The 19,512-nt window shown below is 66.8% G+C and carries 12 protein-coding genes; 7 read left to right on the top strand and 5 right to left on the bottom strand.

Annotated features, from left to right (window positions below):
• Nucleotides 1-3 precede the first annotated feature (3 nt).
• Nucleotides 4-2,883 (bottom strand): protein kinase, encoded by a 2,880-nt coding sequence (locus K2R93_10645; GenBank protein MBY0490287.1) that lies wholly within the window; start codon nucleotides 2,881-2,883, stop codon nucleotides 4-6.
• Between the two features lie 330 nt (nucleotides 2,884-3,213).
• Here K2R93_10645 and K2R93_10640 point away from each other — a divergent pair, with 330 nt between their 5' ends.
• The 6 genes from K2R93_10640 (at nucleotide 3,214) to K2R93_10615 (ending at nucleotide 10,863) form a co-directional block, all read left to right on the top strand.
• On the top strand, nucleotides 3,214-3,507 hold the full coding sequence (locus K2R93_10640; GenBank protein MBY0490286.1) for a type II toxin-antitoxin system prevent-host-death family antitoxin: 294 nt from the start codon (nucleotides 3,214-3,216) through the stop codon (nucleotides 3,505-3,507).
• A gap of 8 nt (nucleotides 3,508-3,515) precedes the next feature.
• Nucleotides 3,516-3,962, top strand: a complete 447-nt coding sequence (locus K2R93_10635; protein ID MBY0490285.1) for a type II toxin-antitoxin system VapC family toxin — start codon at nucleotides 3,516-3,518, stop codon at nucleotides 3,960-3,962.
• 4 nt (nucleotides 3,963-3,966) lie between these two features.
• Nucleotides 3,967-4,896 (top strand): UDP-N-acetylmuramate dehydrogenase, encoded by a 930-nt coding sequence (gene murB, locus K2R93_10630; protein ID MBY0490284.1) that lies wholly within the window; start codon nucleotides 3,967-3,969, stop codon nucleotides 4,894-4,896.
• Between the two features lie 258 nt (nucleotides 4,897-5,154).
• The gene (locus K2R93_10625; protein MBY0490283.1) at nucleotides 5,155-8,898 is read left to right on the top strand and encodes a TonB-dependent receptor; all 3,744 of its coding nucleotides are present in this window, start codon (nucleotides 5,155-5,157) and stop codon (nucleotides 8,896-8,898) included.
• Nucleotides 8,899-9,000: 102 nt separating this feature from the next.
• Entirely contained in the window at nucleotides 9,001-10,362 is a 1,362-nt protein-coding gene (locus tag K2R93_10620) for a hypothetical protein (protein MBY0490282.1), read from the top strand.
• Nucleotides 10,363-10,479: 117 nt separating this feature from the next.
• Complete coding sequence (locus K2R93_10615; GenBank protein MBY0490281.1) at nucleotides 10,480-10,863, top strand: GxxExxY protein; 384 nt, start codon at nucleotides 10,480-10,482, stop codon at nucleotides 10,861-10,863.
• A 66-nt stretch (nucleotides 10,864-10,929) separates the two neighbouring features.
• On the opposite strand, the gene K2R93_10610 is transcribed toward K2R93_10615, so the two are convergent.
• Nucleotides 10,930-11,886 (bottom strand): creatininase family protein, encoded by a 957-nt coding sequence (locus tag K2R93_10610; protein MBY0490280.1) that lies wholly within the window; start codon nucleotides 11,884-11,886, stop codon nucleotides 10,930-10,932.
• A 223-nt stretch (nucleotides 11,887-12,109) separates the two neighbouring features.
• Here K2R93_10610 and K2R93_10605 point away from each other — a divergent pair, with 223 nt between their 5' ends.
• Entirely contained in the window at nucleotides 12,110-13,177 is a 1,068-nt protein-coding gene (locus K2R93_10605; GenBank protein MBY0490279.1) for a hypothetical protein, read from the top strand.
• A 133-nt stretch (nucleotides 13,178-13,310) separates the two neighbouring features.
• Here the strand turns inward: K2R93_10605 and K2R93_10600 are convergent, their stop codons facing one another.
• The 3 genes from K2R93_10600 to K2R93_10590 are packed head-to-tail and all read right to left on the bottom strand — an operon-like array spanning nucleotide 13,311 to nucleotide 19,368.
• The gene (locus K2R93_10600) at nucleotides 13,311-15,404 is read right to left on the bottom strand and encodes an ankyrin repeat domain-containing protein (protein MBY0490278.1); all 2,094 of its coding nucleotides are present in this window, start codon (nucleotides 15,402-15,404) and stop codon (nucleotides 13,311-13,313) included.
• Between the two features lie 7 nt (nucleotides 15,405-15,411).
• Nucleotides 15,412-16,812: a DUF1552 domain-containing protein gene (locus K2R93_10595; protein MBY0490277.1), complete on the bottom strand. Its 1,401-nt coding sequence runs from the start codon at nucleotides 16,810-16,812 to the stop codon at nucleotides 15,412-15,414.
• Between the two features lie 27 nt (nucleotides 16,813-16,839).
• Nucleotides 16,840-19,368 (bottom strand): DUF1592 domain-containing protein, encoded by a 2,529-nt coding sequence (locus tag K2R93_10590; protein MBY0490276.1) that lies wholly within the window; start codon nucleotides 19,366-19,368, stop codon nucleotides 16,840-16,842.
• Between the last annotated feature and the right edge of the window lie 144 nt (nucleotides 19,369-19,512).

Below are 19,512 nucleotides of genomic sequence, written 5' to 3'. Positions count from 1 at the left end.
GCCTTACCCCGACTTCCGCTGCAGCCGCGCGATGCGGTCGCGCACATCCTTCACGAGCGGTTGGAGCGCGGGGTCCGCGTTCTTCCACAGCTCCACGAAGTCGGAGTAGCGCTGGATGGCGCGCTTCGTGTCGCCCTTGGCTTCGTACAGTTCGCCGAGGCGGCGGTAGGCGCGGGGGTACTCCAACAAATCCGCTTCGCGCAATCGCGTAGTGGGTTTGGACAGGGCGCGCTCGTACCACGCAATCACGGAGTCGGGCTGTTCCAGCCGATCGAAGGCGCGGGCGATTCGTACTTCGCCGCACGAGATGCATCGACCGACATCGGCCGCGCGAAACGCCTTGAGCGCCGTCTTGCCGTCGCCGGCCGCAAGCGCGATCTCGCCGGCAGCGGCGTCGATCAGCGGACGCTGCGCCGCGACCCACACCTTCGGTACCGTCCGCTCCCACTCTGCCAGCGACTGCCGCGCTGCGGCGATGTCACCGGTGGCGATATAGGCCTGGATGACCGCGCCATACGCCCGGTCGAGCGCCGGCAACGTGTCCCAGCGTGCCGTTCGAAGTGCCGCCGTGAAGTCACCGGCAGCATTCGTCGCCGCCGGGCGAAGCGAGGCACGCCAATACACGTCAGGGGCCAGACTGACGATACGCTGCAGCTGCTGATTACCCGCCTGCGCTGCCGTGCGCCGGAGCGCCTCAACCGTGAGCGCCGAGTCGAGTCGACCCGCGAGCAGATAGCCACCAGCAAGCGCGGCGTATCCCGGTAACGGATCTCGATCACCGCCGGCTCGGCGAAGGCGGGCGGAACCCACGGCAAGTAGTGAATCGGGATCGAGTTCGGCGGCGGCGAACAGTTCGCGAGTGACGAGTGTCTGCCCGTCGCTCTCGCCAAGCACCGCGACGGTACGGCGTAGGGCCTTACGAGCCTCCTCGACTCGACCCTCGCGAAGCAATGCCGCCACGTAGTTGGCCGGCCCGACGTTCGTCGACATGCGACTGGCGATCGTTTGATCGAAATTGAGCCGGAGGGCCTCAGTCGCCAATGGCAAGTTGCGAAGCTCCGTGTGTGCCAATCCAAGCTCACTCTTGATCATCCCGTCGTCAGGAAACTCCTTCGAGGCGCGACTGGCGACGGCGAGGGCGCTGTCCATCAATCCTGCATTCCGCAGATGGTTGCACTCCTCGAAGAGGCGGCGTGCACGGCTGGGAATGCGATCGCGAAGTCGATACGCGTTTGCGGAGGCTATACTCGCCTCGTGCTCGCTCAGTTGTCCGTTTCGATTGGAGGAGAACAACGAGGACCACGCGATCGCAAAGTTCGAATCGGCTTTCAGGACCTCGCGAAGCAGTCGCGCCGACTTCGCGTATTCAGCATCCGACCACGCGCGTCGCGAAACCAGATACAGGGGGGCGGCCTCCGAGCTGGTTCCGAGCAGCCGCCCACTGACCGGCGGTGGCGAGACCTTGCCAACGGCACGGCGAATGGCGGCCGTCGCGTCGCGTACCACCGAGCCGGAAGTACTCGAGATCTCGGCGGAGGAGTTCATGGGCGCTTCGACACGGAAGAGGGCGCTGTCGTTGCGCGTGCTGTATCCCTCCGCGATCAGCAACAGCCCATCTCCGGATCGTACGAGTGTGTGCTGGAGGTAGGCGTGAATGCCAAGATCGCGGTAGAACTGGCGGAGCGAATCGGGGGTCGCGGCGACCAATCCGATGTCTTCGGCGAGAGCCCGAATGCGTTTGGGCGTTTGCGCCAGGATCGTTGGCTCGAGCTGCAGACTGTTGATCTGGGCCTGCACCACCGACTGTGCGATGATGCTGTCGCGAGGTTCAGACACCACGGGCAGAATGGCGACCTGTAACCGCGCGGAGTCCGCCAGCACCTCGGTGCTCGTCGCCGACGGACGTTCGTTGTCCGCTGCTCGCGTGCGCCACCACCAGGCGCCAGCACCCACGACGGCTACGGCGAGCGCGCCCGCAAGCACCGACCGTCGTGCGCGCACCGCATTGACGGGATTCGTTCCATCGGCTCTCCTGGTGCGCGCCTCACCGCGGTCGATGTCGGCCAACACCACCGATGCCGCGGCCGGTCGCTCGTTCGGCGACTTGCCGAGACACGCCATGCGCGTCGTCGCCAGCGCCTCGCTCACCCCCGCGCGCCGCGCGCGAATGTCCGTCGGCGCCGTCGCAATGTGCGCGGCCATCATCTCCGCGGGCGAGCGCGCCTCGAATGGCCCACGTCCCGCCAGCATCTCGTACAGCACGAGCCCGGCCGCGTAGAGATCGGCGCGCGCATCCACGCTGCCGTCGCCCGCCGCCTGTTCCGGGGCCATGTATGCCGGCGTGCCGATGGCGAACCCCACGCCGGTCATCGTCATGCCGCCGCCACCGGTGCTCGCCGTGACGGCTTTCGCCACGCCGAAGTCCAGCGTCACCGCCCGCCGCCCGGTCAGCATGATGTTCTCGGGCTTGATGTCGCGATGCACGATGCCGCGGCCATGCGCGTACTCGAGCGCTTCCAGCAAATCGCGCCACAACCGCACCGCTTCATCAATCGGCAGCGGCCCGCGGGCCAGGCGCGTTCGGAGCGACTCGCCCTCCACGTAGGGCATGACGTACCAGAGCAGGTCCCCGTCGGCGCCCGCGGTGAGGAGCGGGACGATGCCGGGGTGCTGCAGCTGCGCGGCCAACTGGATCTCGCGGCGGAAGCGATCGACACTGACGCTCGCCGCCATATCCGGCGGGAGCACCTTGATCACCACCCGCCGGCCGAGCGCGACCTCCTCGGCCAGGTACACATGGCTCATCCCGCCGCCACCCAGCTCGCGCTCGAGGCGGTAGGCGGAGCCCAGGGCGCGCTGCAATTGGTCCTGCACTGACGACATAGAAGGGGGCTGGCGGTTCAGCCCTAGGATACGCCCCGCGAGCGGGCCCGGCCAATGCGCAGGATGCCCCGAGTGACCACATCATGGCAGATGTAGTCACACGTGACTACATTGATCCAGGATCGGACCTCAGACCTCAGGGCCCGATCGCGCCTCGGACCTCGGTCTCGCCATCGGACATCGCGGTGCAGACATCCGAATTTCGACCTCCGGACCGATGGCTGAATCCTGAGGCCAGGGTCCGACGTCCGCCGGCGAGACCGAGGTCGGAAGCCTGATCGGGGCTCCGAGGTCTGAGGTCCGACAAACACATCCCATCGGCAGGAAGTCATGCGCACCGTCGGCATCCGCGAACTCAAGACGCATCTCAGCCAGGTCCTCCGTGAGGTCCAGGGCGGCGAGACCGTCCTCGTCACCGATCGCGGTCGGGTAATCGCCGAGCTGCGGCAGCCGGGACTCTCGGCCGCTCCGCTCTCGCCCGTCGATCAGAAGCTCGCCGAGCTGGCCGCCAAGGGCATCCTACGGCTCGCTGAGAAGCCGAAGTGGGATTACGAGCCCAGCCCGGTTCACGTCCCACCGGGCACGGCGGCGGAGCTGTTGGCCGAAGATCGCGACGATCGCTGAGGCCCCTCGTGATTCTGCAACGCACCACCTATCTCGAAACGAGTGCACTCCTTGCGTGGCTGTTCAATGAGCCCGTTCAGGCGGACGTGGTTCGTCAGTCCGTGGCCGAGGCCTCCCGCGTGATCACCTCGGCGCTGACACTCGTGGAGTGTCAACGCGCCGTTCACCGAGCGGTGTATCAGGGTCGTCTGACGCCGGTCGAGTCGCTCGCACTCCAGCACTATCTGAGTCAGCTTGCCAGTAGCTGGATCGTGTTTTCGCTCGATGACGACGTCCTCGAGCGTGCGTCCGGTGCGTTCGCTGGCCCGCCGATTCGTACGCTCGATGCGATGCACGTGGCGACGGCGCTCGAGGCCGCGCGGCAGTTTGGTGCCATCGAGCTGCTCTCACTCGATCGTCGTGTCCGCGAGGTCGCACACCTCGCCGGACTCCCTGTGACGCCTGCTTCCATTTGATCGCATGACTCTCCCTGCGTCACTCAGCGCTCTCGACGTCACGCGCCTCCACGCGAACGCGCCACTCGCCCCCTACACCACCTTCAAGATCGGGGGTCCCGCCGACTGGCTCTACGAGGCCACCAGCGCCGACGATCTCGCCGCCGCCGTCAGCGCCGCAAAGGCCGCGAGCCTGCCGTGGTTCGTGCTCGGCCTGGGCGCCAACATCCTCGTGGGCGACAAGGGCGTTCGCGGCCTCGTCATTCGCAATCGCGCCGCCGCACACACCCTGAGCGGCACCGGCGAACTGTGGAGCGAAAGCGGCGCCGTGGTGCAGGATCTCGTCCTCGAAACCGCGCGCGCCGGCTGGTCAGGGCTCGAGCATTACATCGGCATCCCGAGCACGGTAGGCGGCGCGCTCTGGCAGAACCTGCACTTTCTGTCGCCGGCGCCTGAACGCGAACGCACGATGTTCATCGCCGAAGCGTTCACCAGCTGCGACATCCTCACCGAAGAGGGTGAGCGGAAGACCGTTGACGCGGACTATATCCAGTTCGGTTACGACGACACGGTCTTTCATCACCGCCGCGACATCGTGTTGAGCGCGCGCTTTCAGCTCACGAAGCAGGACCCGGCGGTGCTGCATCGGATTCTGCAGGAGAATCTCTCCTGGCGCGGCTCCCGCCATCCGTGGCTGCAGGTGCATCCGAGCGCGGGCTCGGTCTTCAAGAAGATCGAAGGTATCGGCGCCGGTCGCCTCATCGACCAGTGCGGCCTCAAGGGCTATCGCGTGGGAGATGCCCAGATCTCGCATATCCACGCCAACATCCTCGTGAACCTCGGCGCCGCCACCGCGGCGGATGTGCGGGCGCTGATCGCGCATGCGCAGCAGTGTGTGCGGGAGAAGTTCGGGTATGAGTTGGAGACGGAGATTGGGATGATTGGGGAGTTCTGAGCCGAATCTGCCGTCTGCCATCAGACGTCGGAGGTCAGTAACCCCCGAGAGCTCAGGGGGGAGAACGTCAGGGGGAAGAGCTCAGGACTGCCGCAGTCCTGAGCTCTTCCCCCTGAAATTCTGCCCACTGAGCTCTCGGGGGTTCCGCTTTTCCCCCATCTCAAGGAAACCACCCCCAAACCCAGTGGTGTCGAAACGCCAGCCCCCTCCAAGGCGTACCTCCTGCAGGTTCCCGCTCGTCCCTCAAGCCCTCCCGACGTGTCGCGTCGCTTCCGATATCTCCTCGTTGTCCTGCTCGCCTGCCTGGGCGTCGCCGCCCCGCCGGTGGGTGCGCAGCAGGTCGACGTCATCCGTGGCCGCATCACCAGCACGGACAACGAACCCCTCGAGAATGTTGCCGTCATCATCACGAGCATCTCGGGGAACGTGAATCGCACCACCCGCACCGACCGGCAGGGGCGCTTCACCGTCACCTTCCCCAATGGGGATGGCGACTACATGGTCACCCTCAACGCGGTCGGCTACGGGCAGAAGCGCTTTGAAGTGAAGCGCGCCGCCGACGAAGACGTCCTGCTGGCCGATGCGAAGCTCACCAAGGTCGGCGCGGTCCTCGATGCCATGAAGGTCACCGCCGAGCGACAGAAGGTGTCGCGCGGTGAAGCGAACCAGGACATCAGCGGGACCGAAAAGGCCATTCAGACCAACAATCCCGCGTTGCCCCCCGATCAGATGAACGATCTGGCAGCGATGGCGGCGACGCTTCCCGGTGTGCAGCTCGTGCCGGGGCAGGATGGTGGCGCCAACGGCTTCTCGGTGCTCGGACTCGGCGCCGATCAGAACCAGACGACGCTCAACGGCATGCTCTTCGGCGGCGCCGGTCTGCCGCGTGATGCGAGCGTCTTCAGCTCACTGGCCACGAGCCCGTACGATGTGTCGCGCGGCGGATTCAGCGGCGGCCAGTTCCAGCTGCGCACGCGTGGCGGCTCCAACTTCTCGAGCCGCTCGCTCTCCTTTGTGGGCGACGCGCCGCAGCTGCAGTGGACCGATCGCGCGGCGCAGGCGCAGGGGCAGAAGTACACCAATGGCTCGCTCGGCGGCAGCGTGAGCGGTCCGCTGGTCTTCGACAAGGCGTTCTACGCCCTGTCGTATCAGCTCGGCCGTCGCAGCAACGATCTGCAGACGCTGCTCAACACCTCGCCCGTTGGGCTGCAGGCCACCGGCGTGGCGGTGGACTCGGTGACGCGCCTGCAGAGCATTCTGAACGCCAACCGGGTGCCGCTGAGCGCCGGCGGTGTGCCGTCGAGCCGACTGGGCGACCAGGGCTCGGTGCTGGGCGCAATCGACTTCGCGCCGCCGTCGAGCACGAGCGGTACGGCGTACAACCTCACCGTCAACGGCAGCTGGCAGAAGAACAATCCGGCGGTGCCGCTCACTACGTCGCTCCCCACCACATCGGCCTCACGCACAAGCGTGAACGCCGGCGTGCAGGCGCGTCACAGCAGCTATCTCACGCTGCGCGGTGTGGGCGTGCTCACCGAAACGAACATCAGCGCCAATCGCGCCGAGAGCCACGGCGACCCGCTGGTGGACCTCCCGGGCGGTCGGGTGCGCGTGAACTCGACCTTTGCCGATGGCACGAACGGCGTGCAGCTGCTGAGCTTTGGCGGCAATCAGTTCCTCGGCACGTCGCAGACCACCACCGGCGTGCAGGCGATGAACACGCTCTCGTGGTTCAGCGGCAACAACAAGCATCGCCTCAAGCTCGGCACCGAAGTGCGCCGTGAGGGTGCCGCGCAGGATCAGACGGTGAACCGCCTCGGCACCTTCACCTACAACTCGCTGAGCGATCTGCAGGCGGGCATTCCGGTGAGCTTCACGCGCACGCTGTCGCCGCGCGAGCGCAGCACGAGCCAGGTCATCGGCGCCATCTCGCTGGGCGACTCGTATCGCCGCACCGATCGTCTGCAGTTCCAGTACGGCGTGCGCGTGGACGGCAATCGCTTCACCGACACGCCGGTGCGCAACACCGCCATCGAGCAGCAGTTCGGCGTGCGTAATGATCTGGTGCCCAACGGCGTCTTTGTGAGCCCGCGCGCCGGTTTCTCCTGGCAGTATGGCACCGCTCCGCAGATCGGCGCCTTCGCTGGTGCCTTCCGCGGCCCGCGCGCCGTGGTGCGCGGTGGCGTCGGGCTCTTCCAGAATACGCCGCAGAGCACGCTCATCGGCTCGGCGATCGACAACACCGGCCTCGCGAGCGCCATTCAGCAGCTCGCCTGCGTGGGCGCTGCAACGCCCACGCCCGATTGGAACGCCTACACCGATCCGTCGCGCATTCCCACACGCTGCGCCGACGGCACCACGGGCAGTGTGTTCAGCAACAGCGCGCCCAACGTGACGCTCTTCGCCAAGGACTACATCCCCTCGCGCAGCGTCCGCTCGAATCTGAGCTGGAGCGGCCCGATCCTGCGCAACCGCCTGAACGCCACGTTCGACGCCACGTACTCGCTCAACACCAATCAGGCGAGCTTCGTGGACCGCAACTTTGCCGGCACGACGCGCTTTGCCCTCGACAACGAGGGCAACCGCCCGGTGTTCGTGCTCCCCACGAGCATCGTGCCGGTCACCGGCGGGATCGCGGCGGCCGACGGGCGCGTGTCGAGCCAGTTCCAGCGCGTCACCGAACAGCGCAGCGATCTGGCGTCGCGCAGCGCCCAGTTCAGCGTGCGCCTGTCGCCCATGACCTTCAGCTCGAACTTCACCTGGAACGCGAGCTACACGTATGGCAACGTGCGCGAACAGTTCCGCGGCTTCACGAGCACCGTGGGTGATCCGAACGCCATCGGCTGGTCGCGCTCGAGCTTTGATTCGCGCCATCAGTTCACGTACGGCTTCACCTACAATGCGTTCGACTTCGTACGCCTCAGCTGGTTCGGCCAGGTGCGCTCGGGCACGCCGTTCACCCCCAGCATCGCCGGCGACGTGAACGGCGACGGCTACAGCAACGACCGCGCGTTCGTCTTCAGTCCCGCCAGTGCCAACGACGCGACGCTCGCCAGCAGCATGCAGAGCCTGCTCGCCGGTGGCTCGCGCGTGGCCAAGTCGTGCCTCACCAGCCAGCTCGGCACACTGGCCGCGCGCAACAGCTGTCAGGGGCCGTGGCAGCAGACGGCGAGCCTGGGCGTGTCGTTCAACCCGCTCAAGCTGCGTTTACCGCAGCGCGCCACGCTCACCTTTACGGTCTCGAACCCGCTCGGCACCGCCGACCTGCTCGTCAACGGGCAGGACAACCTCAAGGGGTGGGGGCAGACGCCGTTCCTCGATCAGTCGCTGCTGTACGTGCGCGGGTTCGATCCGATCACCAGGCGCTTCAAGTACGAAGTGAACCAGCGCTTCGGCGCGACCAACCCGCAGTTCCAGCAGTTCCGCACGCCGGTCACCATTACGGCGCAGCTCCGCTACGACATCGGCCCCACGCGCGAACGGCAGCTGCTCACGCAGTCGCTCGATCGCGGCCGTCGCACCGAGGGCGTGAAGATGCAGGAGGCGATCATCAAGGCGCAGTTCGGCACCGGCGGCGTGCCGAATCCGCTGGCGACGATCCTGCGTGATCAGGACACGCTCAAGCTGAGCGCCGATCAGGCCGACAGCCTCGCCACGATGAACCGCCGCTTCACGGTGCGGCTCGACTCGATCTGGTCGCCGCTGGCCAAGGCGTACGCCGCACTCCCGAACGACTTCAGCCACGACGAGATCTACGTGAAGTATGTGCGGGCGCGTGAGGCGAGCATCGACATCCTGCGCGGGTATGCGCCGGCGGTGAAGAAGCTGCTCACGAAGGCGCAGCTCCGGCAGCTTCCCCCGTTCATCGCCACGGCACTCGACGATCGCTATCTCAAATCCATCCGCTCCGGTACCGCCGGCAGCGGCGGTGGCTTCATGGGTGCCGGTGGCATGATGATGGCCGGTGGCATGGGCGCCATGACGCAGGTGATCATGCGATGACCCTCATGCGATGACCCTTATTTGATGACGGTGTCCCAAACTCCAACCCCGACCGGCGCATATTCCATGCAGCCGTCTTTCTCTCTCCTTCCCCGTCTCTCCATGACGTTCACCCGATCCATCCTTGGCGCGCTCGCCCTCGGCGTAGCGGCCACGGCCGGCGCGCAGTCGCGGCCGGCGATTCGCCAGCTTGGCCCCGCGCTCGCCACCACCACCGACTCCATCGGCCTGGTCACCAACGTCCGCGCGCTCCCCGGCGGTCGCTTGCTGGTGAATGACATCGTGAGCCGGCGCGTGCTGCTGCTCGACTCCGCGATGAAGATCGTCTCGGTCGTGGCCGACTCGACGCCAAGCACGGCCAATGCCTACGGCCCGCGCCCGGGCAGTCTCATCGCCTTTCGCGGCGACTCCACGTTGTTCGTGGACCCGGCGTCACTCTCCATGCTGGTGATCGATCCGCAGGGGAAGCTCGGGCGCACCATGAGTGTGCCGCGCGCGCAGGACGCCATGATGCTCTCGGCGGGCCTCGGCGCGTACTACAGCAACGGCCATCTGGTATACCGCGGGATGCCCAATGTGCAGATGCGCATGTCGGGCGGGCCCGGTGCCGGCAACACGCCGCAGGTGGAAGTCCCCGACTCGATGGCGGTGGTGCGCGTCAACCTGCAGACGCGCGTGCTGGATACCGCTGGCTTCGTGAAGATCCCGCGCACGCGCCCGATCATCAGTCGCGTGGACGACAAGATCAGCGTGTCGGTGGAGATCAACCCGCTACCCGTGATCGACGAGTGGGTCGTGACGTCGAACGGCGACATTGCCATCCTGCGTGGCAAGGACTTCCATGTGGACTGGGTCGGCGCCGACGGTCAGCGCCGCAGCTCGCAGAAGGTCGCGTTCGACTGGAAGCGCATGACCGACGACGACAAGGCGAAGCTGGTTGACTCGGTGTCGAAGATCCTGGAGAAGCAGTTCGCGAGTGGCTCCGCCGGCGGCAACGCGCTGCAGCAGGGCTTCCAGTCCATGATGGGCGGTGGTGGCGGCGCGGCCCCGGCGGTCACCATGCGCTTCGAAATGCGCGCCGGTGACGGCCCGGGCGGCGGCGGTGGCCCAGTGCGCGCCCCGCAGATGACGGCCCCGAAGCTCACGGTGGTGTCGCCAAGCGAACTGCCGGATTATCAGCCGCCGTTCTTTGCGAATAGCGCGCGCGCGGACCTCGACGGCAACATCTGGATCCAGACGATCCCCACGAAGCCGCAGCCCGCCGGTGTGGTCTACGACATCCTCGACAAGGACGGGCAGGCGATCGATCGCGTACTCATCCCCGAAGGCCGCACCATCCTCGGCTTCGGCGCCGGCGGTGTGGTCTATCTCGCGGTACGCGAAGGCCCTGCCACGGCCATCGGGGCCGCGGGCGCGCTACCGACGGGCGCGGCGATGAAGATCGAACGGGCGAAGGTGCGCTGAACGGCTCGCACAGAGCGCACGGAGACAGAAGAGGGCACAGGGGACTACAGTCCTCTGTGCCCTTCTTGATCCCGCGTGGTGACGGTGTGATGACGATCGCCGCGTATCTATTCACGCATGCTCACAGATACCGACATCACCGGCGTGATCATTGAGGAGGCGATCCGGCTGCACCGGCATATCGGACCAGGGGCATTCGAGCGAGTGTACGCCGAGTGCCTGACCCATGCACTGCGCGATCGGGGACTCGACCCGCAACGGGAACTGGTGCTCCCTGTAGAGTATCGAGGAATTCGCGTGGAGCTCGGCTACCGAGTCGACCTCCTCGTGAATGACCGGGTGATAGTCGAGATCAAGTGCTCCGAACTGCATCATCCGGTTTATACCAAACAATTGCTCACCTACCTCAGACTCTCGAACAAGCGTACGGGCCTCCTCCTAAATTTCGGCATGGAACGTCTCACCGACGGCATTCACCGAGTGATGAACGGATGGCAATAGGAGAAAGGCACAGGAGACCGTAGTCCCCTGTGCCCTCGTCCGTCTCCATGCACCCTGTGTGCGCAGTTAGAACGACCCCGGCCCTCCGCGCCCACGCCCGGCGGGCGCGGGCAGCGTGCCTTTGTTCGCGATCGCCTTGTTGATCGCATCCACCGCCACCTGCGCGCGGAAGGCGATGATCTGCTTGCCGAGCTCGGTGTTCTTCTTCTTATCGGCAATGTTCACGCCGTTGATCGACGCCTTGCCGATCTTCACGCGCTCCTCGTAGCGGATGCTCTTCGGATCATCCATGAACATGTTGAGCGAGATGATCGCGTCGTCGTGCAGGTTGTCCGACGCCCCATCCACGATGCCGTGGTCTTTCATGTACGCCGCGGCGCCGGCGTAGTCGTAGTACTCCTGGATGTGTGCGATGACCGGCGAGCCCTGCCAGATCTTCGTGAGCGAGTCGGCGACCCAGCGCTGGCCGGCCTGATTGCCGCCGCTGTCGCCGATGTAGATGATGTTCTGGAAGCCATGCTGCTTGAGGCTCATCCCGATATCCATCAGCATCGCGCGGAACGTCTCCTCGCGCATCGAGATCGTGCCCGGGCTGACCATGTGGCTCGTGGGCGGATCGATACGCCCTTCGGGCACGAACTTCACGATCGGCGCGCACAACGCGTTGCCGAGCTTGCGGCCAATGGCTTCGCAGTTGGCGTGCAGCACGTAGTTGTGCTTGCCGGTGGCGAGCCACGGGCCGTTGGGCTCCATGCCGCCGGTGGCGATGATGACCGTGGTCTTGCCGGCCTTGATGGCGTCGCGCACATCCATCCACGTCATCTCTTCCATCCACACCGTGTTCGGTGCGGGGAGCGGATTGACGGCGTCCACGCAGTTGTACGCATTCTGGGCGCAGTTGCCGCCACCGCGGTTACGTGGATCGGGGGGCGCACCGCCGCCCTGGGCGTGAGCGGCCGGCGCGAGCGAAACGAGGCCAGCCAGCAGGGTGGTCGCGAGCAGGTGCTGCGGTAGTCGACGCATGGAGCGCTCCCAAAGGCGGGGTGGGGCCGTGAGGCAGGATGCCAAGAGTTTGCAGGTCCGCCGTGCCGGTCGCCAGTGAACGGGCGCGGCGGCCCAACGCTTGGCGTGCGCTGCACGTTTGGGACTGGTGCGACCCGTGTCTGGCACGCACTTTCGCGGGGTGGGACGCGTCGCCACCAGAAGCTGACCCGACGCGCCCCCGACCAACCTTTCAGGCGCCACGATGCACTCCCTCCCGCTTCGTGATGGCCGCACCTGGCGGCCCTCCTATGTTCCCGCGCTGCTCGCGCTGGGGCTGTTCTTCACCACCGCCTCGCTCGAGGCGCAGACGGCCGGCGGCGCCCCCCCGGCGCCCCCGGCGGCCAGCGCGGCCGGGCAGCCGGCGCTTTCGATCGAGCAGATCCGCAAGCTGGCCGAAACGCAGCTCGCCATCGGCCTCGTCCATGACTCGGCCGACGCGCGTGCCGCGCAGGCGAAGAACAAGAAGGACGAGACCCAGGCCGACCTGGCCAAGGAAAAGCAGCGACTGATCGGTGAGGTGCTCAAGCAGAAGGGGATGACCGACGCCGAGTACCGGCGGCAGCGCTTCATGGTGAGCACCACCGAAGGGCTGCGGAATTCCTTCGACAGCATCATGGCCAAGCTCACCGGCGCCCCGCTCCCCGGGCGCGCCGTGGCGGCCACGGTGAGCGGCTTCGTGCCGTCGAGTCAGCTGCCCGGTGGCATGGTGGGCACGCATATCTCGCATCTTACGACCAGCTTCATCGACACCCCTGACAAGTCGGGGCTGCTCGTGATGGCCTTTGCGGAGGCGACGGTCGCCTCACAGCACGCCGCGCTGGCGATGCGCAATCCGAATGATCTGGCCCAGCTGCAGCTGCACGCCGGCCACATTCTGAACGCGCTCGATCCGGCCATCGAGAAGACCGGTCCGGGCAAGGGTTTTGGCGTGAAGGCCGCCGCGCTCGGCGTGGCCAACCACATCGAACTCGCGGCCAAGGAACCCAACGCGAGCCCCAACGTGAAGGTGCACGCCACGCACATCGCCACCGCCGCCCGCGCCACCGCCGCCCGCGCCGACGCCGCGATCGCGCTCGCCCAGCAGGTGCGGCAGGCGAAAGACGCCAAGGCCGCCGCCGCGCTGATGTCGCAGCTCGTCTCGCTCTGCCAGCAGATCACCATGGGCGCCGACGTCAACGCCGATGGGCGCATTGATTGGTCGGACAAGGAAGGAGGGCTGCAACAGGCGAATGAGCATGTGCAGCTGATGCTGGCGGGGGAGAAGAAGTAGAGCGCTCGACTGACACCGTTGTTTAGAAGTCAGGCGGGAGAAGACAGGGGGGAGTGCCGATGACCGGCACTCCCCCCTGATTGCTTCTCCCTGGCTCCTGAACTACGAGGCCAGAATCACGCTCTCCCGCGCGTTAGCATCCCACGCACTTATGGTTGTTCTTCGCGCCCATTTTCTCCAGCAGCTGGATCGTCTCCGGGAACGGACGCAGGCGCTGCACGGGACCGTTGGCCATGTCGACCGTGGTCTGGCCGTTGCGCGCGACCGCCTTCGGATCGGCGCCCTTGCTCACGAGATAGAGGATCATCTCGTTGTCGCCACGCGCGGCGGCGTGATGCAGCGGCGTGAAGCCACCGGCGTCGCGCTTGTTCACGTCGTGATGGAGCTCTTCCACGAGATACTTCATCACCGGCATCCAGCCATCGGGCGCATGACGGTGCGCGTTCCCCGCGAAGCCGTTGCCGTAGCCCACGCCGGCCGCCGAGTGAATCGGATAGGTGCCCACACCCACCGGCGCCGCCTGCGCGGCCGCGTCGGGGTTCGGGTTGAACGAATCCGGACCGCCCGGCGCACCGGCACCCGGACGCGCACGACGCGCGGGGGGACGGCTGGGCATCGTGTCGATCGCGCCCGCGGCCTTGAGGAGCTTCATCGCGTCGAGGTCCACGGCATACGCCGCGCGCCAGAACGGCGTCGTCCCATCGAGCATCTCGAGCCCGCAGTTCGCGTTGCCGCAGTTGCTGTAGCCAAAGAACCAGAGGTTCTTCTTGAGCGGCACGTTCACATCAGCGCCCGCCTTGATCAGCGCATCCATGACCTCGAGGTAGCTGGTCTTCTGGACCTGCCAATCCTGCGGCTGCGGATAGCGCGACTTCGGGTGCCAGTACGTGTTGAGCACGGCGTACAGCGGCGTCAGCCCGGCGGTGGACATGAGCTTCGGATTCGCGCCCTTCTTGATGAGCGCCATCGCCATGTCGTACTGGCCGTTGACCGCCGCCATCAGCAGCGGCGTCGTGCTGTCGGAGAGCATGGGGGCGTTGATGTCGGCCCCGCCGTCCACCAGCGCCAGCGCCGCTTCGATATTCCCCTGCCGCACCGCGTGATGCAGCGCCGTCAGGCCACCCATCGAGCCGACGGTCGCTTCCAGACCGAACTGGAAGCCGTTGGTCGTATCGGCCGGCACTTCCTGCGTGGCCGCGCCGACCTTGTCGGCCGTGTACATCTTGCGACCGGCGAGCACCGCTTCGGCAACCTGCGCCGGCGTGAAGAACTTGTCGGGGAGGTTCGGCACCTTGAACGCCGTGTCCGGCGCCGCCGCCGCAGCGATGCGCGTGGAATCACCACCACGCGCCGCACCCGGAGCGCCCGGCGCACCGGCCCCACCCGGCGGGCCACCACGCCCACCACCCGCAAAGCCGCCACGACCGCCGGCGCCGCCGAGCGCCGCCCGGGCGTCGGCCGCCTTCTTCGCTTCCGCCTTCTTGATCGAGTCGCGCGTGGCTTCGGGGAGGAAGCCCCAGAGCACTTCATTGCGCTTCTTCGCCGCCGCCTGCGTGCGCGCGAGTTCTTCGGTAAGGCTCACCGTGCGCGTGCGGGCCTTCACATCCGCGCCAGCCGCGAGCAGCGCCTTCACCGCCGCCGGGCGATCGGCCGACGCCGCAAACATCAGCGGCGTCTGCCCCCAGCTCGTTTCCTTCGCGTTCACATCGGCCTTCTTGGCCACGAGCGCCTTGATGGCCTCGGCGTTGCCGGCTTCCGCCGCCAGGTGCATCGCCGTCGCCCCGGTCGTGGTCACCGCATTCGGATTGGCGCCAGCGGCCAGGAGGGCCTTCACGATCTCTCCGGAGCCACTGCGCGCGGCTACGTGGAGCGGCGTGTAGCCGCCATTCACCGTCGTGCCCACCGGCTTCGCACCGGCACGCAGCAGCGCCATCGTCATCGCGACATCACCACGCTCGGCGGCCCAGTGCAGCGCCGTCATGCCGTCGCCCAGCGGGGCATTCACGTCATACTTGGTGAGCAGCGCGCGCACTTCGGCGAGATCGCCGCGCTGCGCCGCATCGGCGATCGCCGGCGTGGCGCGCGACTCGCGCGGCGTGCTCACACGCACCGACTTTTTCGCGTCGGCGGCGTTGCCCGCGTTGTTCTGCGCCGCCAACGGCGTCGCCAGCCCCGCGCCAAGCGCGAGGGCCATCGACAACCGGGTGGCAAAGACACGGTGCGTCATGGACACCTCAGACGGTGGTCGAGAGAGTGAACGGCTGAACACTGTCACCGAAGCTCGGCGTGTCCACGCCAAAGCTGTGCAGCAGCGAGAGCATCGCATCAGCCATCGGCGTGCCGTCCGGCGCCTTCAGGTGCATGTTGCCGGCGTGAATGGCCGTGTTGCCGCCGAGCACGATGAGCGGGCAGCGGCGATGGTTGTGGATGTTGCCGTCGGCCATCGGCGAGCCGTAGATGATCGTCGTGTTGTCGAGCAGGTTGCCATCGGCATCCTTCGTTTCCTGCAGGCGCTGCAGGAAGTACGGCAGCATCGACACGTGGTACTTGTTGATCATGTTGAACTCGAGCACCGCCGCCTCGCGTCCGCCATGGTGCGACGCCGGGTGGAAGCCCTTGTTCGTGCCCGACTCCGGGAACGTGCGGCTCGAGGCATCGCGGCCGGTCTTGAAGCTGACCACGCGCGTCATGTCCGCCTGCAGCGCGAGCACCTGGATGTCGAACATCAGCTTCACATGCTCTTCAAAGCTGTCCGGCACGCCCGCGGGCGCTTCCGGGATGAGCCGCTCTTCGCCGCTCGTGTTCTTGGCTTCGATCGCCTGGATGCGGCGCTCGAGTTCGCGCACGTTCGTGAGATACTGATCGACGCGGCGCCGGTCGGTCGGCCCGAGCTGCGTCTTGAGCGTGGACATCTCGCCCACGACCCAGTCGAGGATCGAGCCGTTTTCCTTGCGGCGCGACGCGCGGTCCTTGTTGTCGGCACCGGCGCCGAAGAGCAGATCGAACGCCGCGCGCGGATTGCGGATCATCGGCAGCGGATCATTGGGCGACGCCCAGCTGATCGTGTCGGTGTAGGCGCAGGAGTAGTTGTACGTGCAGCCGCCGGCCTGGTCGAGATTCTCGATGCAGAGCTGCAGCGACGGCATCGGCGTGTCCTGGCCGATCTTGCGCGCGATGAGCTGATCGAGCGACGTGCCGGCGTAAAGGTCCGAGCCCTGCGTCTGCTTCGGGTGCGCCTGCGTGAGGAACACCGCGCTCGAGCGGAAGTGGTCGCCGCCGATCTCCGGCGCGTCGAACGGCTCGGCCATGCGGCAGTCGGTGTTGCTCACGATCGTGAGGTACTTCCGCCACGCGTCGAGCGGCGCGAGCGCGCCTTCCGGGTTGAGCTGGAAGCTGCGGCCCACGCCTTCCGGCGCCCACAGGTACTTGGAGGCGCCCCACGCATTGCTGCCGGCGGCGCCGTGCACCGACTCGATCGCCACAAAGCGCTGACGGCTCGTCGCCGCCCACGACGCCGACGACCCGAACAGCTTGCCGGCCGGCACCATGGCATCGAGATACGGGAGCGCGATCGCCGCGCTCATCCCCTTCAGAAACGTGCGCCGATGCAGGGCCTTCTGGGTCAGCAAATTCATCGAATGCTCCGGATCAGTGAAGAGGAGTTACTTGGAGTCGTCGGCGACCGCGGGTTCGGCGCGCCGTGAGGTGAAGGCCTTGCTCGTGACGATGCCCGTCACGAACGCGGAGAACTTGTAGTTCTGCTTGCCGGCGTCGCGCACGATGGCGCGGACCGTCGCCATGTCGCTGTCCTCGACGCGACGCCCGAGGGCGTACGTCATGAGGTTCTCGGTGAAGTTCCGCATGAGCGGCAGCGGCCGCTTGAGCAGCGCCTTCGAGAGATCCGCCGGCGTGTTGAGCGCCGTGCCGTCGTACAGCTGGCCCCGCGTGTCGAGCATCGCGCCGTTCTCGCGATAGCGCATGCGCCCGGTCACGTCGAAGTTGTCGAGCGCGAGCCCGATCGGATCGATGAACTGGTGGCACGACTTGCACGTCGGGTTCGAGCGGTGGGCTTCCATGCGCTCACGCGTGGTGAGCTGGCGCCCTTCCTTCGCGCCGTTCGTCTGCTCGAGGTCGGGCACATTGGGGGGCGGCGGTGGCGGCGGGGCTCCGAGGAGCACTTCCATCACCCACTTGCCGCGGAGCACCGGGCTCGTGCGGTTGCCGAGCGACGTCTGCACCAGCACGCTGCCGTGGCCGAGCACGCCGCGGCGCTGGTCGTCGATGTAGGCGACCTTGCGGAAGTAGTCGCCGGTCACATTCGGGATGCCGTAGTGCCGCGCGAGCTTTTCGTTCACGAACGTGGACTCGGCCGTGAAGACCGTGAGCACGCTCTTGTTGTTCCGCACGATGTCGTTGAAGAAGAGCTCCGTCTCCTTGTACATCGCGTTGGCGATCGACTGATCAAAGTCGGGGAAGATGAACGCGTCCGGGTGGACCTTCTCGAGGTCCTGCAGGCGGAGCCACTGCGCCGCGAAGCGCGTCGCCAGCGCCTCGGCCCGCGGATCGGCCAGCATGCGCTTCACTTCCGCCTGGTAGACCGCTGGCGTGTGGAGCGTGCGGTTCTTGGCGAGCGTCAGCAGGCGCTCGTCGGGGATCGTGCTCCAGAGGAAGAACGACAGGCGCGTCGCCAGCTCCAGATCGTCGATCTTGTAGTCCTGCCCTTCGGCGACCGACGCCGGCGTCTTCTCGAAGCGGAAGATGAAGTACGGGCTGGCGAGCACCGCCTGCAGCCCGAGGCGCACGCCATCTTCGAACGCGTTCGGGTTGTCGGCGGTGGCGGCCTTGTCATAGAACTTCATGAGGTCGGCGCGATCCTCGGCCGTGAGCGGGCGGCGATAGGCGCGCGTCGCAAAGCGGCTGAGGATCGTTTCGGCGCAGGCGCGCTGCGCCACCTTCGCCGTGGGCGCGCAGGTGAAGATGCGCTGCCGCGACGGCGACATGCTCATGCCGGTGATCTTGCTCGGGCCGGCGATCGTGAAGTCGAAGAGGTAGGTCGGTTCGGTCGTGCCCGCCGAGGCCGTGCCGCCCGAGGCGCGCGACCACTCATGCGGCTTGATCAGATCCTCGTACGGCCCTTCGGCGCGGCGCACGAAGGCCACCGACACCGTGTGCTGGCCGGCCGGAATCTGGATCGGCCCGGTGCGGATGTAGTCGGCGCCCAGCGGCAGGTCGGCCGATTCGTTGTTGCGCGAGATGCCCTTGTCATACGCGAGCATCGCGATGCGCTTGCCGTCGATGGAGACGTCCACGTCTTCCACCGGGCGCCCGCCCATGCCACCACCCACGTTGACGCGGATTTCGTACGTCCCGTCGGCGGGGAAGATGTGCTTCACCACCATGCCGCCGCGCGTGCCGTAGGGCGTGCCCTCGACATGATCCCACGGATGCTGCGACACGAAGATCGACGGCTTGTACGTCGTCTGGGCGTCGATCGCCTTGCGATCGCCGATCGCCATGCGCACCACGCCGGCGGCCGCATTCATGTAGCCTTCGAGGAGCGTCGGCGAGAGCGCCTGCACGTCGGAGACGTTGTCGAAGTTCGCGCTCTTCTGGTCGAGCGGCAGCCAGTTGCCGGCGTCGACCTCGAGCCCGAACAGATCCTTCACCACGTGCTGGTACTCGGCGCGGTTGAGGCGCTGGAAGGTGCGCGTCCCCGGATTGGTCGGGAGCGCGTCCACCGTGTTCTCGAGCGTCTCCACCAGCGCGATCAGCGTGTCCCCGCCCGGGCGCTTCGAGCCCGGCGGCGGCATCATGTCGGCGCGCAGCTTGCGGATCATCTTCTCGGCCACGTCGAGATGACGCGCACTCGAATCGATCCCGAACCCGCGCAGGCTCAGATTGCCGCGCTTCATGGTGGGATTGTGGCACGAGCCGCAGTAGCGGCTGATCGTGGAATCGAGCGCCGCCATCGCGATACCGCGCGTGCCGAAGCGCGTCTTGGAGCCGGTGCGCGTGTGGCCTGGCGCGACCTTTTCGGCGGACGGCGTGATGGGCGACGCGAGGAACGTCGGTAGCGGGATACGATCACCGGCCGTTGCCGGCGGTGTCGCACGGGAATGTCCGATCACCGGTGTCGACACGAGTGTCGCCACGGTTGCGGTGATACCGGACCACGCGAGCAGAACCTTCATGCCTGCCACTCCACGGAGTTGGTGCGCGGGGAGACCTGCGGAACCTGCAACGACGGGCTGCCTTCCCTCTGGTCGGCGGGTGGGGGGCCGGTGAGGGAATAATTCCGGTGATCATCCTGGGCGGGGATCCGCATGCCGGGATGA

It is taken from the genome of Gemmatimonadaceae bacterium (assembly GCA_019752115.1).
Classification (GTDB): Bacteria; Gemmatimonadota; Gemmatimonadetes; order Gemmatimonadales; family Gemmatimonadaceae; genus Gemmatimonas.
Note: the sequence above shows the minus strand (reverse complement) of the source record. Positions and strands in the feature narration are given on the sequence as shown.

Bases quoted from the DNA above. Each gene is read 5' to 3' on its own strand.
- K2R93_10645 (MBY0490287.1), bottom strand. From the start codon at position 2,883: ATGTCGTCAGTGCAGGACCAATTGCAGCGCGCCCTGGGCTCCGCCTAC.
- K2R93_10640 (MBY0490286.1), top strand. From the start codon at position 3,214: ATGCGCACCGTCGGCATCCGCGAACTCAAGACGCATCTCAGCCAGGTC.
- murB (MBY0490284.1), top strand. From the start codon at position 3,967: ATGACTCTCCCTGCGTCACTCAGCGCTCTCGACGTCACGCGCCTCCAC.
- K2R93_10620 (MBY0490282.1), top strand. From the start codon at position 9,001: ATGACGTTCACCCGATCCATCCTTGGCGCGCTCGCCCTCGGCGTAGCG.
- K2R93_10615 (MBY0490281.1), top strand. From the start codon at position 10,480: ATGCTCACAGATACCGACATCACCGGCGTGATCATTGAGGAGGCGATC.
- K2R93_10610 (MBY0490280.1), bottom strand. From the start codon at position 11,886: ATGCGTCGACTACCGCAGCACCTGCTCGCGACCACCCTGCTGGCTGGC.
- K2R93_10605 (MBY0490279.1), top strand. From the start codon at position 12,110: ATGCACTCCCTCCCGCTTCGTGATGGCCGCACCTGGCGGCCCTCCTAT.
- K2R93_10600 (MBY0490278.1), bottom strand. From the start codon at position 15,404: ATGACGCACCGTGTCTTTGCCACCCGGTTGTCGATGGCCCTCGCGCTT.
- K2R93_10595 (MBY0490277.1), bottom strand. From the start codon at position 16,812: ATGAATTTGCTGACCCAGAAGGCCCTGCATCGGCGCACGTTTCTGAAG.
- K2R93_10590 (MBY0490276.1), bottom strand. From the start codon at position 19,368: ATGAAGGTTCTGCTCGCGTGGTCCGGTATCACCGCAACCGTGGCGACA.